The sequence below is a fragment of the Maribacter sp. genome (genome assembly GCF_039968975.1).
Taxonomy (GTDB): domain Bacteria; phylum Bacteroidota; class Bacteroidia; order Flavobacteriales; family Flavobacteriaceae; genus Maribacter.
The window spans coordinates 1-17,422 of the sequence record NZ_JBDVOT010000200.1; the positions used below are offsets into that span (position 1 = coordinate 1).

A 17,422-nucleotide genomic window follows, 5' to 3' on the forward strand; every position below is an offset into this window, starting at 1 on the left:
ATGTATTGATTCCTTTTCAATCTTTAGTTCAATTTGATAAACTTGAGGCAATGTTAGCTGTGGATAAAACCCATCTTTCGGCTGGGGCTGACTATATACATGCCACACATGATAAAAAACCATTTGAAAGAATTAGTTCTGTATTGTTACGTGCTTTTCCCAATATGCCTAAAATGAAACCTAGTAAAGTTACAGGTGCACGAGCAGATAGAGTATATGAATTAAGAAGCTACGAAGGACCTACCGAAGCCATGTACCGTAGAAAAGTAGATATGTTTAACGAAGATGGCGAAGTGGAGCTTTTTGAAAGTCTTGGATTCAATGCTGTTTTCTACGCCGATGTTATTTCTGGGGATAAAATGCCCAACCTTATGTATATGACCACGTTTTCTAATAAAGAAAAAAGAGATGCCCTTTGGAAAAATTTCGGCTCTTCTGAGAAATGGAAAGAAATTTCTGTGATGGACAAATACCAAAATACAGTAAGCCATGCAGATATAGATTTACTATACCCAACAGAGTATTCAGATTACTAATCTGGTTTACTCAACACAAATTCTACACGCCGGTTGAGAAATCTACCGGCTTCTGTGTTATTGGTAGCTATAGGTTTTGAACTACCAAACCCTTGAGATGAAATTCTATTTATTGAAATGCCGTTTTCGGTCAAAAAGCCAACTATCTCTTTTGCTCTTTTTACTGATAGTTTTTGATTAAAAGTATTGGTGCCAATATCATCTGTGTGCCCTAATATCTGAATTTCAATAATTGGGTTTGTCAGCAAATAAGAAAGTAAGGCTTCCATTTCTTGTTGATGGTTTCCCCTAATTTTAGCTTTATTAGAATTGAAGTAAACATCCTTAAAAACATGTATACTATCTAAAGCATATTCTTTTGGGTGTTCCGTAATCTTTGAATTTATATTACTCACAGAAACCATATCTAAGTAGTAATAAGACCCTTTGGTTATTTTTCTTTTAGTTTGATATTTCTGTGTTCGTTTGTTGTTTTTGAAGTTCCCGATAATCATATATTTTTCGGTTCCTTTGGCTTCAAACTCCGTGGTCAATTTCACCCATTTTATTTCATCGGAATAATATTTGGAATAAGATATTGTTAGTGTTTCAGATGTATCGCCTTTCAATTTAGAAAAATGCATACCAGATAATACTTTGCTTGTCTCAACCTGAACGGGAAACTCCGTAAACCGGATGCCAAATTCCTTCACCGCAAAATCTGAACGCTCAGCTAAACTCACATAAAACGAAATAGTATAGCGTTCTCCTTTTTTTAAAGTTGTACTTAGTTCTGCTTGAATATACTCTCTGTAATCGTTTGGTGCGTACATGTAAAACCCAACATAACCTATTCCGAAATTAGCAGGTTGTTTTCCGTTAAAATTTTCCGGAGTACCCATGGCACTACTGCAACCATTGAAATAATCTGTTGAACCCAAAGTAGGCATATTCCAATCTACAACATCCTTTTCTAGATTGCCTAAAGTAACGGGACATTGCATATAGTTTTCAAAACTAGGATTCAATACTAAATTCTGACCCGTCAAAAGAAATGACGTACCTAGCGCAAGAAATAGCAAAAAACATGAATGTTGACTTTTAGTTAGCATGCACTTTAAATAGATTCCCTAAAATACAGAAAACATAAATTATAGTGACATTGCCAAATCTAAAGCATAAAAAAAGCCCTTCTTATCTCAAAGAAGGGCCTTACTAACAATAAAAACCAAACCTTACTTCAACTCTTAATTGTTATATAAGTAAATAGATGACGCTTCTGCTAAGTCATTACTAATTGCTGGTGATACATTACCACTGGCATTCAGTGCATCTGAAAAAGCAAGTACTTTACCATTTCCTACTTCTGCAACAAATACTGTTTTTGTTTTATGATCATAAGCAATATCAATTGGGTTACCCATTTCTGTCATAGAACCTGCAACCCTTGTTTGATCAGAAAGTGCTAATGTTCCGCCATTGTCTACAGCAGCCAATTTAGCAGCAAAATCTTGAGTTACTTGAAATCCGCCATCTGTATTTGCATCGGCAGCATCACCAATATCAGACATAACCAATACATCATCAGCTTCGCTATAATCTATACCATGTGTTCTAACGATACCGTCAACTGTAATTCTTTTTGTTGGTGTAATTGCACCATCTGCAGAGAAATCAGTTAAGAAATTATCATACACCGCTAAATCACTTGTTGCATCCACAACAGCTAATAAAGTGTTCCCCATAAACGTAATACCCCAAGTATCAAAACCGGCATCAAAAGTATTCAATAAGGTAAAACTAGAACCATTGTACTCATATACGTAGAACTTATTCTCCGTATTACTAGAAACTACTACTTTGTTTCCAAAAACCGCAATTTCTCTTGGACTAGACAATTCTGAGTTACCTGTAAAATCTGCTACCACATTTGCTAAGTCTGTAACTGCAGTAAAACTACCGTAATACTCTAAAGCCATACCAGAACGTGAAGCTTGTATTAAAGCATCTTCCATAGCATTATAATAAATACCTTCTGTTGTATCTGAATCTGTATCAATAGTTTTAACTAAAGCACCAGTACCATTATAAACACTTACATTACCGTTAGCAGTACTTGTTGCATATAATGTAGTTTCTCTAGCAGAACTAGAATCGCCCGTATTACCATCTGTTTCATCACTACTAAAGTAAATAGATGAAGCCATTGCTAAATCTTTATTGAAAGAAGGAGTTAAATCACCTCCAGAACCTATAGAAGTAAATCCTAATACTTTACCATTTCCTATTTCAGAAACATAAACTGCATCGGTTTCAGAATCATAGGCTACATCAATTGGGTTACCCATTAATGTTGAAGAACCTGCAACACGTACTTGCATACCCACTGGTAATAATTCACCATCAGATAACGCATCAAATTTAGAAGAGAAATCTGAAATTACATGAAATCCACCATCTGTGTTTGCATCATCAGCATCACCAATATCAGTCAATACCATAACATCATCAGTACCATCATATGTAATACCATGTGTTCTTACAATACCTTCTATAGTTACTCTTTTTGATGGATTTAAAACGCCATTGGTAACATTAGAAAGAAAATTGTAATACACCGCTAAATCGCCTGTTGTATCAACCACGGCATATAAATCATCACCTTTAAAAGTGATACCCCAAACCGGGAAAGGCACTTCAACAGTACTTGTTAATGTAAATCCGCTTCCTGTATTTTCATACACGAAGAACTTGTTAGCACCATTATCGGCAACTACAAATGAAGATCCGCTAACTGCTAATTCTCTAGGATTCTCCAAATCTGCACTACCTGTGTAAGAAGCTGCAACTGCATCGCCGTCCATTAACGTACTTACATCTGCAAAAGCTTCTAATTGCAGTGCACTTCTAGACGCTTGAAAAACTACATCTGCAGTAGCATCATAATAAATACCTTCTGCAGCTGTAGTCGTTGTCATTAAGGTAACCAAAGAATCGCCAGTTACACTGTATCTAGAAATATTTCCGTTATCATTATTTGTTACAAACAAATCTGCTCTACGACCTAAAATGGTCATACCCTCGCCACAAGGCTCACAAAAAGAACCACCGCAGTCAATACCGGTTTCATCCCCATTCATAATACCATCATCACAGGTTACATCTGGTGTAACCTCTACCAAGGCATCGTCATCATCACTACATGAGGCTACAAACAATGCGCCTGCTAAAATTGCTAAATAAATTATTGATTTTTTCATATTGTATTTTAGGTTTTATTAGTTGAACCACCAATACTTACGAAGAGACCCAATGAGGGTTTGGTTTTAATTGTTAAACAAAAGTTAAAACAAAAAAACACCTAAAAATCAGACGGTTCTGATATCTTAGGTGCTCATATATTTATTTAGAATCGTATTCTAGAAATCAAATTTATAAGTCGCTCCCCCTAAAATCTGAATTCCCTGAACTTGGAAATTAGCCCAACGTTGGTACGCATTATTAGAAAGGTTTGCCCCTTTTATAAAAAATGACCACTGATCGGTATATCTATATCCAACATGTGCATTGGCATCAAAATAACCATCTAGTGTAATTAATGTAGCCGGAAATTCACTTGGCTGAACATTTTGTACTACCGATGAAGAATAATCTTCTCGCTCCCCAACATAGAATAAGTTAGCACCTGCATACCACTTCTCCCCTATCTGATAATCCATAAACAGTGATGCTTGTAAGTTTGGCAAGTTCCAAGCAGGATTACCTGTTTCAGTATTATAATCATACACCTCAACGTTTACACCTGCCGTAAAATTACGGTTCACATCTACATTCAACTCCCCAAAAATTCCCAAGGTCTTGATGTCATCATAAAACACACCGAAAGAATTACCATAGTAATATCCTTTATCATCTGACCTGAAATCATTTCTCGGGTTCAACGTATACAACGGTCTGTTATTCTCTGCCGAATATGATCCTTTTACATTATAGCTTAAATTAGGTAGCAACTGCCCCTTAAAACCTACATAAGCATTGTATTGACTATCTGTAGGTGCAATATTTAATGTTGGAGAAACAAACGGATTACCTTCTACCAAATCATAATAAGAATTTTGTTTCAACTCACCCGTTACTCCACCATATGCAATTACCGTTTCATCTAGCAATCTATAAGATGCTGTTACTGCAGGATAAATATAGAAGTTACTTTCACTATTTTCTAAATCCATTCCGTAAACCAAATTCACACCCAAATTTAATGACAGATCATCACGCAACATGGTTAACGAAGGATTAATACCTACTTGTAAATTCCCATAAGAAACGCCACCATCATTGGTACTACTATTAACATCTGCATTTTCAAAAGTACCACCAACGTAATCAACATTTACATTAGCATTGAATGTCTCTTCATTTACCGGAAACTCAAACGCAGAATTAAAAATAGCTCTGTTTTCCCCTGAACTTACGGCATCAAAAAATCTACGGTATTTTAAGTCTGCTCTTTTAAAATAAACATCCTCTAAATTTATATGCCCGCTAACTTCGCCCATATAATAGTTTTGACGTTCGTCTATACTATTAAGCACGGTTTCACTAAATACACCAGGCTCTATACCGTACCAGTTATATAATTGGTGTTGTAGCCCAATTGCCGCGCCCCAATCTAAATCGCGATCACGCTTTGCGTAAGAAGCATCTAATCTGGTGTCATAGAATGTATCGTTCAATTCTACACCGTCAATACCTCCACGCGAGGATAAATGGTTAAAACCAATATCAAAATTCTCATCTCTATTGATTGTTCTGCTCGTATAAAACTCACCCAAAACATTACCATACAATCCTGCTCCTAAAGAGGCATAAGAGTTATACAATACTGGCGGTGGCAATCTTTCTACTTTTGATGCCGTGCCCTTATTAGGCGTAAATGTTGATGCTACAGGAACAGAAAATATGCTATAGTTAATCGGTTTTTTCTGTAGCACGATAGAGTCGTTCATGTTAGGAACCGACTTAATCTTAAAAGCATCTGAAACGGTTGGCGTGTAAGCTTTGGTCACCGTTACGGTTTCCGTACCCAAATCTTTTTCCTCTTCTTCTTGAGCAAAAACAATCTGAAAACCAAGCGTTAAAAATATAAGCGTAAATATATGTTTGTTGTACATAGGTGTTCTTTTCCTCGATAATCGAGATTTAACTATTCCGAAGCTTGCGTCGAAATCTAAATAAAATTTTCAATTCAATGTTTCACGGGCTTGCCCGGAGTTTGTTTATTAGTGTACGTAATTTTTTAGTTAGGATCTACCGATGAATTACTCTTTGCCTCTTTTGATTTTATGATAGCCAGTTCTGCTCTTGCCTCTGAAACAATCTCTGGATACTGCGTAAAGTTGGTAATAACACTTTCCAAAATATAGGTTGCCTGGTATGCATCATTTAAAGCATAGTAGTTTTTAGCCATGAGTACTAAACCTTTACCACCCCACTCTTTATATGCCGCATAGTCTTTTGCTAATTTCTGTACCGCTACATTAGAGTTTTCGTATGATCCGTCTTTATTTTCAAAATAGGCGTTGTAGTACAAAGCTTCTGCCGCTGTAGCCCCAGATGCAATCTTTAATACTTCGGCATAGGCAGATTCTGCTTTTGCTTCGTCATTTGTAGCAATAGCCGATCTAGCAATCATAATATGCGCATCACTCTTAATTCTATCGTCAATATTTGAAGTAGACAATACTTTGTCAGCATATTCCAATGTCTTTGGGTAATTCTTTTGATCATAATACCCTTTCATTAAATTGGAACGTGCAAAAGTTCTGTTCTGTGAAATGTTCGCCTGACTCTCTAATTTCAATAAATACGGTAATGCAATTAGGTAGTCGTCTTTAGAAATATAAACTTCACAAACGCGTGTTAATGCCTGCTCTGCATATTCGCTCGTGCTTCTATCTGCAACATATTTATAATATGGTAAAGCAGATTCTTTCTCGCCTTTACCAAAGTACAACTGCGCTAAACTAAAGTTGGCATCTACCGCATGTAACCCGGTAGGGAATTGCTGAATGTAATTCTTGTATCCTTTTATAGCGGCATCTACATTACCTTCTAAATTCTGCTTTTGCGCAGCATCAAAAGTAGCGTTGTCCAATTCTGAATCGGTCACCTCAACAAAATCGAGCGTACGAACCCACGCTGCATATTCGTTTACCTGCCCCATATCTACATAGACCAATTTTGCCGTTGCCACAGCCTGTATAGCTTCTTGTGTTTTTGGAAAATCACGGACAACCGTTTTAAATTTCGCCAAAGCAGCTTCGTTTCTTGCGGCATTATAATTTACAAGACCCTGTCTCATTAATGCTTGCGGTACCAAAGAACTACCTTTATACTCGCTGATCAAGCGATCGTAAGCGGCAAGACCTTTGTTTTCTTGCCCTTGAGAAACATATGTGTTTCCTAATTCAAACAAGGCATCATCTTTAAAACTTGATCTTGGGTACTGGCTAACAAACTCCTCTAGGTTTTCAATTTTACTAGCACCTTTATCAACATAGCCGTAACTCATTGCTTTTTGGTAGAACGCATAATCTTTTTCAGGTCCTGTCAACGCCAAAGCCTTATTGTAGGTTTCAATGGCAGGCCAGTATTTACTGGTTGCATAATAACTATCGCCTAATCTTAAATATCCGTCATGTAATTTCTCTACCGCTACATTTCCATTTGATGTAAATGAACTGAAATAGGTAATGGCATCTGTATACTGTTTCTGTTTAAAGTAGCTATATGCCAAATTATAATCAACATCTGCATACATGTCCGTATTACTTGCAGACGGATTATTCCTGAACGCCGTATACCCGTTTACTGCATCATCAAAACGGTTAGATAAATAATCTGACTCCGCTTTCCAGTAATCTGCTCGTGCCTTGAACAACATGTCTTCTGCATTGCTCAATGATTTTGCAAAATTCTCAGAAGCTTCATTATAATCGCCTTCCATAAAAAGTTCAATACCTCTGTAATAGGCTACTTTCTGATAGACCGATTTGCTAGCATAATTCTTATTTTCCTCTAGCAGCTTCATAGCACCTTCAAAGTTTTTTGAAGTAATGTATGAATCCACCAATAAGGTCTGCATTTCTTCTTGGTGTTCATCTTTAGGGTAGGTCTTCAAGTAATTTGTAATCACCTGCGGAACCGGCTCATAGGCGTTACCGACCTCATAACTTAAACGTGCATAGTTTAAAAATGCGTCTTTTTGAATCTCGGCACTGTAATCCATTTGCGATGCGTTACGAAAAGCATTTAAAGCTTCTTGCTTTTTATCCAACTTCAAATAACATTCCGCTAAATGATAGTATGCATTTTGTGCTACACTATTGGTACCACCAATAATTTTGTTGAACTGGGCAATGGCATTGGCATAGTCGCCACCTTTATAATAAGCATAGCCCAAATAGTAATAATCGGTATTGTTCCATTTACCACCTTTACCGTTGTAATCCGTTAAATATGGAATCGCATTTTCATATTGCTTTAGGTTGAAATAACTCTCCCCAATAATCTTGTTTAATTCAGACACTTCACGACGATCAGCTTTTGGCAGTTGTTTTTTCGCCAAGGCTATTGCCTCTTCGAACTTACCTAGCTTAAAATTCATATCTGCCTGATAATAACTAAGCTTTTCCTCTAATACATCTTGGTCGGTAATCTGATCAAAACGCTGGTTTGCCGTTTCATAATCATCTTCTTGATACGATATATAACCCAAATAATATTTTGCTTGAGAACCGTATACCTGAGAATTGGCAACCTTTTCTAAATACTTTTCCGCCTCTTTTGTTTTACGTGATGAAAAAAGAGAATAGCCATAATTAAAGTTGAACTTATCCATCTCTCCACGAGAAAGGGAACTCTGATCAACCTTGTTATACCATTTTAGCGCGTATGGATATTTACCTGTTTCAAAATAGTACTCCGCCACATCTGCAAAGGCAGAATTACGTTTAGTAGACGTAGGGTATTTTTCAACGAAATCTTCCATTAATCGGTCAGCACCCGTCTGGTTTAAGCGTACTGCCGCATTGGCAGAATAGTAAGCACTATTAGCAGCGGTCTCCTCATCTTTTGTGGACACCTTTACCTTATCAAAAATGGTCTGTGCCGCTTGATATTGTTCATTATTGTAAAGCGCAAGCGCGTCTTGGAATGCCTTCTGTTCATGGGTATAGATCTTAGTCTCTTGCGCATTGGTCAAACCGACCAAACCGAATACCATTGGAATAAAAGCGATGAATTTTTTAAGCATAGTGTTCTGTTACTATTTAGTAGTACCGTTATCACATGTGATAACGGCAAAAATTGTACCTAAGTATATCTAATACCCACTCAAAATAAAAGATTTTAAAAAAGGGTTCTCTAATATCAAATAGAACTTATTACTTTTATGACAACATTTACGTTATGGAAGAGATTGTTTTAGAACTTAAGGATGCCTCTATTTTTCAAAAGGAGAGCTTGGTGTTGAGTGAAGTAAGTTTAAAGATTGCCAAAGGAGAGTTTGTATACCTCATTGGTAAGACCGGTAGCGGTAAAAGTAGCTTCATGAAAACCTTGTATGGCGATTTACCTTTGCAAAAAGGTGAAGGTCATGTGGTTGAGTTCGATTTAAAAACATTGAAGGAAAAAGACATACCGTTTCTACGTAGAAAATTGGGTATTGTTTTCCAAGATTTTAAACTACTGCCAGATCGTAATATCAACCAAAACATGTTTTTTGTGTTAAAGGCAACCGGATGGACCGATAAAGCAAAAATGGACGATAGGGTTTCTAACGTACTAGAAAAAGTAGGCATGAAAACTAAGGGTTTTAAATTTCCACATGAACTTTCTGGTGGTGAACAACAACGTATTGCCATTGCAAGAGCTTTGTTAAATGACCCAGAATTAATTATTGCCGATGAGCCTACCGGAAACCTTGATCCACAAACCAGTGTAGAGGTCATGAAGGTTTTACAGGAAATCAATAAATCTGGTAGAACCATTTTAATGGCGACACATGATTATGCGTTGATACTAAAATTCCCGTCCAAGACCATTAAATGTGATGCCAATAAGGTATTTGAAGTGGTGCAAAGGGCTGTTTAAGTATAACTTATAAGTTAGATATTTTTTTTCCAATTTCCTTGTAAGATTTTTTCATTTCCTTACCAAAATTTGGCCAAAATTTCGAGTATTGTTTTTTAATTGTGTTATCCTTATTTATAGGTTTCATGACCCTATTTGCCTTATCCAAATAACTTATATAATTACCCCAATATTGTTCTTTCGATATAGAATAACCTGTTTTTGAATTTGGATCTGGCTTATAAATTAATCTTCTTTTCGCTCCCTTGTAAGTAAACCTTTTGAATAGTCTTTCCTCAAACAAATCATGATTTTTATTCTCAGGTTTTATTGCAAAATGGACACCTCTTCGAAAGGCCCTTTTCATACTTCTATAGAATTTAGAAAACCCCACAGTTTTAACCTTAACCTTACTCCCATTATATTGAAAACCCAAATATTCCAAATGCTTATTTGGAGAGATTTCTAATTTTTCATTTAAAATACCTCCCTTAAATTCACCATCAACATTTTCGTATCTATAGATATTAGTTTTTTTAGGTTGTATATCTAGTTTAGCTAAATTTTCGATAGAACTACGGATTAAACTATTAAAATAATTTTCATCTTTTTGTTCACAGACTATAATTAAATCATCGCTATATCTTTGATAATAGCCTTCTCTTTCTTCAACTTTATCATATACTAACATATCAAAATCTAGCATGTAAATATTAGCTAGTGTTGCACTCATAGGGGTACCCTGCGGAATTCCTTTTAATTCACATTTACCTCTACATCTTTTATGTTGTTCACTACAACTTTTCTCTACTCTTATTATATTCGTTGCTGTCTTAAAAAATTCTTCTTTTGAACAATATGCTACAACTCTTTCTCTCTTTAAGTTCCAAATATGCTTTACCCTTTTATGACGTAATTTTGTACGTTTATCATCATTAATTAACCCTCTTTCCACTATCAGCTTATGTTTAAATCTTTTAAATAGATCCAACTCATTCACATATCTTTTGGATATCAGGCTTTTGTAAACATTATAATGATCATCAGGCAAACTATCAATTTCTAAAATACGTTTCCATTGTTTATGAAGAATCTTATGATCAAGATTATCGAAGAACGAGGTCACATCAGCAACTATCATTGATAACTTACGATGCTTATTATTTTCAATAAACTTAAAAGTTTCAAAAGCAAATTCAATATTACTTTTATTCCCTTTTTGCCCCTTAATTATTGGAATTTTTCTATAAGCAACAGCACTATTACCAAACTTTTTATCTACTAAATATTCTTCATAAGCACGAGTTAATTCAAAACTATAGTAGCTATAAACAATGGAATCCAAATGTGAAGCATAAAAAATTGGTCGCTCCTTAGGCTTCTGTACTGACCTTTGTTTTTTACCAAATTTGTTTTTTTCAGCATCTTTATTAGGTCTATATTTTCTTTGGTAAATTTTCTTGTGTAATAAAGGTGTGAATTTGTGCTTGGCAATCTTTTTTGGGTTAGTTACATATTCGGTAATCCATCCTGAATCTTTTTTATTAGTCAGTGGTTTTCCAATATGTGGATACTTTTTAAACTTTAACCAGTCCGGATTCATAAATTCTTAAAAAAAGGGCTGGTCGTGGCCTGCTTTATGATGGTACAATCCTTATGCTACTTCCGATTTTACACGTAGGTAGCGCCACTCATTGTTAGAATTAAATTCATATCTTTAATACTTATAACACTTATATTCATGTTACAATCATATCAGACAGAACTCAAGACATTCCTAATATTCCTACAGGTGATAGGACAGCTTTCCACTGCTTTCACTCCCATTTGGATTATTGGAATGATTCTTCACACGTCAGCCAAATTCTGCATGTGATACACCTAAATGTATTGATAATAAAACGTAACCATCAGCTATGTTCCCAGCCCAATTAAAATTATTTCACAATAATAATATTATTAATTTATTGTCAGTTCTTTTCTTCTGAAAATTTAAGATTTTTCTTAAACTTTCAATAATGAAATTACAATTTTTAAAAAAATTAGAATTACCTATTGTTTTTAAATAATACAAATCATCGTAATGCAATAGACTCTAAGTTTTATTTTTTTTAATATTTAAATTAATAACATCAAAGCCTCTCAAAGTAAATGAAAAACCCTGAAAAAATCCGTTTAACCCAACAACAAAAAGAAGAAAAAGACTGGTTAAAATGGGGACCCTATTTAAGTGAACGTCAATGGGGAACAGTACGTGAAGATTATAGTGCCGGTGGCGATGCTTGGAACTATTTTCCGCACGACCATGCCAGAAGTCGTGTTTTTCGTTGGGGAGAAGATGGTCTTGCAGGTATTAGTGATCGTTATTGCAACATGTGTTTCAGCATCGGTTTGTGGAACGGTAAAGACCCCATAATTAAAGAACGCTTATTCGGTTTAACAGGTCCGCAGGGTAATCATGGTGAAGATGTAAAAGAGTTATATTACTATTTAGAGAATACTCCGTCTCACTCCTACATGAAATATTTGTACAAGTATTCTCAGAAAGCATATCCGTATGAGCAACTGATTAACGAGAATCAAAACCGCAATAGAAGAGAACTAGAATTTGAGTTATTGGATACCGGTATTTTTGACGACAACACCTATTTTGATGTCAGTACAGAATATGCAAAAGGTGACGAAACCGATATTCTAATTCAGATTACCATCACTAACAGAAATTCGAAAGCAGCACCTATTACTTTATTACCGCAAATGGTAATGCGTAATCATTGGACATTTAAAGAAATGTCCAGAAAGCCTGTTATCACTCAAAAAGGAAGAAAAAGTAATCCTTATGTACATATAGACCACCCTTACGTGGGCAACTACAATCTCTATTTTCAAAAAGCAGCACATTTATTCTTTACCGAAAATGAAACCAATAGAGAAACGGTATATAAAGAAAAGAACGACCACCCGTTTAAAAAAGATGTATTCAACAATGCGGTATGCAACAATGATTTTGAGCTGGCTACCAAAAACAGCTCAGGCACCAAATTTGCCCCGCTATACCAAGAGATTATAGGTGGTGGGGAAACTAAAACATTTCAACTACGCTTAACAGAAGAAACTCTTGAAGCGCCTTTCTCTGATTTTGATGCCATTTTTAAAGCACGACAAGAAGAATGTGCTCAGTTTTATGATGAAATAGCCCCAAAAGCAACAGATGATAGAAAGGCAATATTGAAACAAGCCTTTGCAGGTTTACTTTGGACGAAGCAATACTATAATTACGAAGTTGAAAAATGGTTAGAAGGAGATTACAAAACTTCAAAACCACCACAAGAACGAAAACATGGTAGAAACAGCCAATGGAAAACTTTACGGAATCATGATATATTATCTATGCCAGATGCCTGGGAGTACCCTTGGTATGCTGCATGGGATTCCGCTTTTCACTGTGCATCGTTTGCCTCTATAGATCCAGAATTTGCCAAAGACCAGCTTTTGTTATTTACCAAAGAATGGTACATGTCACCTAACGGACAAATACCTGCCTATGAATGGAATTTTAGTGATGTGAACCCGCCAGTTCAGGCATGGGCAACTTTACAAATTTACGGCACCGATAAATCTATCACCGGCGTACCGGATATTAAGTTCTTAAAGCGAATGTTCAACAAACTTAATTTGAACTTTAACTGGTGGGTGAACCGTTTAGATAGAAATGACAATAATGTTTTTCAAGGCGGATTTTTAGGTTTGGATAATATTGGGGTTTTTGACCGTAGCCATGGTGTACCCGGCGGCGGATCACTAGACCAAGTTGATGGCACCGCTTGGATGGCAATGTACAGCCTAAACATGCTAGAGATCAGTTTGCGTATTGCCGAACATGACGATTCTTATGAAGACATGGCTACCAAGTATTTTGGACATTTTATATTCATAGCCGAGGCATTGAACAAAATGGATACCGATAAGGCAAACACTTGGGATGATGACGAAGGATTCTTCTATGACCGCCTAACTATGCCTAACGGGCAATCTACGACCATAAAAGTACGATCAATTGCAGGCATGTTATCATTAGCAGCTGTATTGACCATTAAGAAGAGTGTGCTAGATAAATTTCCGAAATTTAAAGCCAGTGTTCTTTGGTTTAAAAAATATCGAAAAGAAACTTTGAAATATGAGGTGATTCAGCAATATGAAGCAGATGGCGATTTACTTTTATCATTGGTTCCGAAAGACCGAATGCAAAAATTAGTTAGTGCGCTTTTAGACGAGAAAGAATTTTTGAGCGAATATGGTATACGGTCATTATCTAAAGTACATGAAAAGGCATATCAAATTCACATAGACGGTGTAGACTATTCCATTGACTATGAACCTGCAGAATCTACCGTATCGCTCTTTGGAGGTAACTCTAACTGGCGTGGACCTATTTGGATGCCTATGAACTACCTATTCATACAGGCATTACGTGAATACCAATGGTATGACGGTAATGATTTCCTTTTTGAATACCCAACCGGAAGCTCAAAATTATTGAATCTTAAACAGGTTAGCGACGAGTTGAGCAAACGCTTGATCCACATGTTTGAGAAAGATAAAGAAGGCAATAGAGCTATCAATAAGAACTACGAAAAATACTACCAAGACCCTAACTTTAAAGATTTGATATTATTCTACGAATATTTTCATGGAGAAAATGGTCGTGGTCTAGGCGCGTCTCACCAAACAGGTTGGACGGCATTGGTTGCCAACCTTATTGAGCAATTAGAAGATTAAAGAGAACTATTTACACACATAACTATCTGTAAATTAGATTAGTAGTGCTTTATTTAAAAAATAGAAAATAAAAAAGAGGCATTTAAAATGCCTCTTTTTTTTATAAAATATCCTATAAACTTTAGCTGTTCTGCTCCAACTCCATAATTAAATTAGCTACTAAAGCAGTCCACCCTGTTTGGTGAGAAGCTCCAAGCCCTTTACCAGAATCGCCATCAAAAAATTCATAAAAGAAATGTTCGTTTTTAAAGTGCTCATTATTGGTGAACACTTTATTGGCATCTTCTGAGTGGTATACAAATTTACCATCTTTATTAGGCTCAAATAGTTTTATCAATCTTTTTGAAATTTCATTTGCAATCTCGTTCAAGTTCAATTTCTTACCAGACCCAGTTGGAAATTCATATACATATTGATCACCGTAATATGAATAGTATTTACGAAGCGATTGTACAATCATATAATTTAAAGGCAACCAAATTGGTCCGCGCCAGTTAGAATTACCGCCGAACATATTGGAGCGACTTTCCCCTGATTCATACGAAATTTGGTGATGACCGTTGTGCTTAAACACGTACGGGTGTTTTTCATGATATTTAGAAAGTGAACGAATACCGTAGTCAGACAAAAATTCATTCTCATCTAACAAGCGAAATAATAGTTTCTCTAATCGAAAGCCTCGCATAATGGAGAACAAGTAATTACCATCAGAATTAAATTCTTCAATATTAGAAATCAAAGAAGCTAAATCTGGTCTTGTTCTTACAATTTCCGCAGCTCTAACTTTAAAATTCTTTAGCTCATCAAACAAATCTTTATGAATGATTTCTACCGCAAACATTGGTATAATACCCACCAATGACCTTACTTTTAATCGGTCTGTATTTCCGTTGTACATTTCTACAACATCATAATAGAAATTATCTTCATCATCCCAAAGAGAAATATCTTTTTGCCCTATGTGATGCATTGCCCATGCAATATTCAAGAAATGCCTAAAGAATTTGGCAACACTTTCTTCATAATTAGGATTGATCGTTGCCATCTCTAATGACATGCGCAACATATTCAAGGTAAACATGGCCATCCAACTAGTGGCATCTGCTTGTTGCATTCGGGTAATGCCCTCTGGCATGTGGTTTCTATCAAATACCCCAATATTATCCAAACCTAAGAATCCGCCCTCAAAGAGGTTGGTTCCGCTTTTATCTTTTTGGTTGACCCACCAAGTAAAATTAATCAACAGTTTTTGATAAGCCTTTTCTAGAAAACTATAGTCTCCCTTACCCGTTCGCTTTTTATCTTTTTCATAAACAGTCCACACGGCCCAAGAATGTACAGGAGGATTTACATCACTAAAATTCCATTCATATGCAGGTATTTGTCCATTAGGGTGCATATAGCTTTCCTTCAAAACCAACAGCAATTGTTCTTTGGCAAAATAAGGATCTATTTCTACGAAAGATGCCATATGAAAAGCGAGATCCCACGCAGCATACCACGGGTATTCCCACTTATCGGGCATTGAAATTACGTGCCTATTGGTCAAATGCTCCCAATGCTTATTTCTAGAATCTGTTCTGTAAGGCTTAGATTCTCCTGGACCGCCAAACAGCCATTTGTATACATCGTAGTAATAGAATTGCTTTGTCCACAGTAAACCTGAAAATGCTTTTTTAGCAATTTCCTGTTGTTGTGCCGGAAGTTCTTTTTTTAGAATATCACCGTAAAACTCTTCACATTCCTGAATTCTCTTTTCAAAAATTGCATCATAATTGCCCCAAGGATCATCAAGTTTTTTCTTACTAAGACGTACTTTGATTGTTTTTTCCTCGCCAGATTTTAATCGCAATTTGTGCCAAACGGCAAACTTAGAACCTTTCTTATCTGGGTTTACCGTAGGTTGACCATCTATAACATGGTCGTTTATACCATCTTTTACATATTGCACCTCATTAGGCACACCGTAAATACGTTGGTTATTGGTCTCGTTCTCACAGAAAAGTTGTTCACCCTCTTCGTGATAAAAATAGTAACGCCCGTTTCGTGTACTACGCGATTGTACAGAACCATCTGAAATGACTTTCATCTCTGGGCGTTCAAACCTATTATTATGTTTCCAGAAATTACGGAACCATAAATGTGGAAGTACATGAATGTTTGCAGCCCTAGTACCTCTATTGATTACCGTAACTTTCATTAAAATATCACCAACATCTTCTTTGGCGTATTCTATAAAACAGTCAAAATAGGTGTTGCTATCAAAAGCCTTGGTATCTAAAATTTCAAATTCAGATTGCTCCCTATTTCTACTTTTATTCTTTTTTACCAGCTCTGTATATGGAAACTTCTTATGTGGGTATTTGTATAAATATTTAGCGTAAGAATGTGTAGGCGTAGAAACCTGATGAAAATAAAGTTCTTTTACATCTTCGCCATGATTACCCTCATCATTGGTTAGACCAAATAAACGCTCTTTTAAAATAGCATCTTTTCCGTTCCAAAAAGCAGGTGCCATACATAGAATTTCTCTAGAATCGCAAAAGCCGCCAATGCCTTCTTCTCCCCATCTATACGCATTGCTACGTGCTTTATCATGACCAACGAAACTCCAAGCGTGACCTTCTGGACTATAATCTTCACGAACCGTTCCCCACTGACGTTCAGCTAAATAAGGACCCCATCTTTTCCAGTTTTTATAATTATCCTCCGTGGCTAATCTTTCTTCCTCAGCATTTTTATGGACCATAAAGTCTTTTTCAATTATACACTTTTCTTTTCAACTTTCATTGCGCAAGGGCAATCTAAAAAGTTTTACAAATGTAATATCCAACCAGGATATTATGTTAAAAATACTATTTGTTATAGTATAAGATTGATTAACGTAGACATCAAGTGATTAGTATTACTTAATCTGTACAATATAGAGAAGTACACTGTTAACTTGTTAAAATTAACTTAGTTAAACTATGAACATCATAATTTACATTTTA

At 35.8% G+C, this 17,422-nt stretch carries 9 protein-coding genes; 3 read left to right on the forward strand and 6 right to left on the reverse strand.

Annotated elements, in window-relative coordinates:
* Positions 1 to 536, forward strand: a 536-nt coding sequence (locus ABJI11_RS13665; RefSeq protein ID WP_348353277.1) for an NIPSNAP family protein, incomplete at its 5' end; no start/stop codon positions are given.
* On the opposite strand, the gene ABJI11_RS13670 is transcribed toward ABJI11_RS13665, so the two are convergent.
* The 4 genes from ABJI11_RS13670 to ABJI11_RS13685 form a co-directional block, all read right to left on the reverse strand.
* On the reverse strand, positions 533 to 1,597 hold the full coding sequence (locus ABJI11_RS13670; protein ID WP_348353280.1) for an OmpA family protein: 1,065 nt from the start codon (positions 1,595 to 1,597) through the stop codon (positions 533 to 535). The two genes, ABJI11_RS13665 and ABJI11_RS13670, sit on opposite strands and share 4 nt — an antisense overlap.
* Before the next feature lie 165 nt (positions 1,598 to 1,762).
* The gene (locus ABJI11_RS13675; RefSeq protein WP_348353282.1) at positions 1,763 to 3,775 is read right to left on the reverse strand and encodes a hypothetical protein; all 2,013 of its coding nucleotides are present in this window, start codon (positions 3,773 to 3,775) and stop codon (positions 1,763 to 1,765) included.
* 159 nt (positions 3,776 to 3,934) lie between these two features.
* Entirely contained in the window at positions 3,935 to 5,689 is a 1,755-nt protein-coding gene (locus ABJI11_RS13680; RefSeq protein ID WP_348353284.1) for a TonB-dependent receptor, read from the reverse strand.
* Between the two features lie 125 nt (positions 5,690 to 5,814).
* The gene (locus ABJI11_RS13685; protein ID WP_348353287.1) at positions 5,815 to 8,832 is read right to left on the reverse strand and encodes a tetratricopeptide repeat protein; all 3,018 of its coding nucleotides are present in this window, start codon (positions 8,830 to 8,832) and stop codon (positions 5,815 to 5,817) included.
* Positions 8,833 to 8,987: 155 nt separating this feature from the next.
* Here ABJI11_RS13685 and ABJI11_RS13690 point away from each other — a divergent pair, with 155 nt between their 5' ends.
* Positions 8,988 to 9,671, forward strand: a complete 684-nt coding sequence (locus ABJI11_RS13690; protein ID WP_276492173.1) for an ATP-binding cassette domain-containing protein — start codon at positions 8,988 to 8,990, stop codon at positions 9,669 to 9,671.
* Between the two features lie 7 nt (positions 9,672 to 9,678).
* Here the strand turns inward: ABJI11_RS13690 and ABJI11_RS13695 are convergent, their stop codons facing one another.
* Positions 9,679 to 11,253: a reverse transcriptase domain-containing protein gene (locus ABJI11_RS13695; RefSeq protein WP_348353289.1), complete on the reverse strand. Its 1,575-nt coding sequence runs from the start codon at positions 11,251 to 11,253 to the stop codon at positions 9,679 to 9,681.
* 548 nt (positions 11,254 to 11,801) lie between these two features.
* Here ABJI11_RS13695 and ABJI11_RS13700 point away from each other — a divergent pair.
* A complete protein-coding gene (locus ABJI11_RS13700) occupies positions 11,802 to 14,429 on the forward strand; it encodes a glucosidase (RefSeq protein WP_348353292.1) in 2,628 nt (875 codons plus the stop codon).
* 121 nt (positions 14,430 to 14,550) lie between these two features.
* On the opposite strand, the gene ABJI11_RS13705 is transcribed toward ABJI11_RS13700, so the two are convergent.
* Positions 14,551 to 17,178: a glucosidase gene (locus ABJI11_RS13705; RefSeq protein ID WP_348353295.1), complete on the reverse strand. Its 2,628-nt coding sequence runs from the start codon at positions 17,176 to 17,178 to the stop codon at positions 14,551 to 14,553.
* Positions 17,179 to 17,422: the final 244 nt, after the last annotated feature.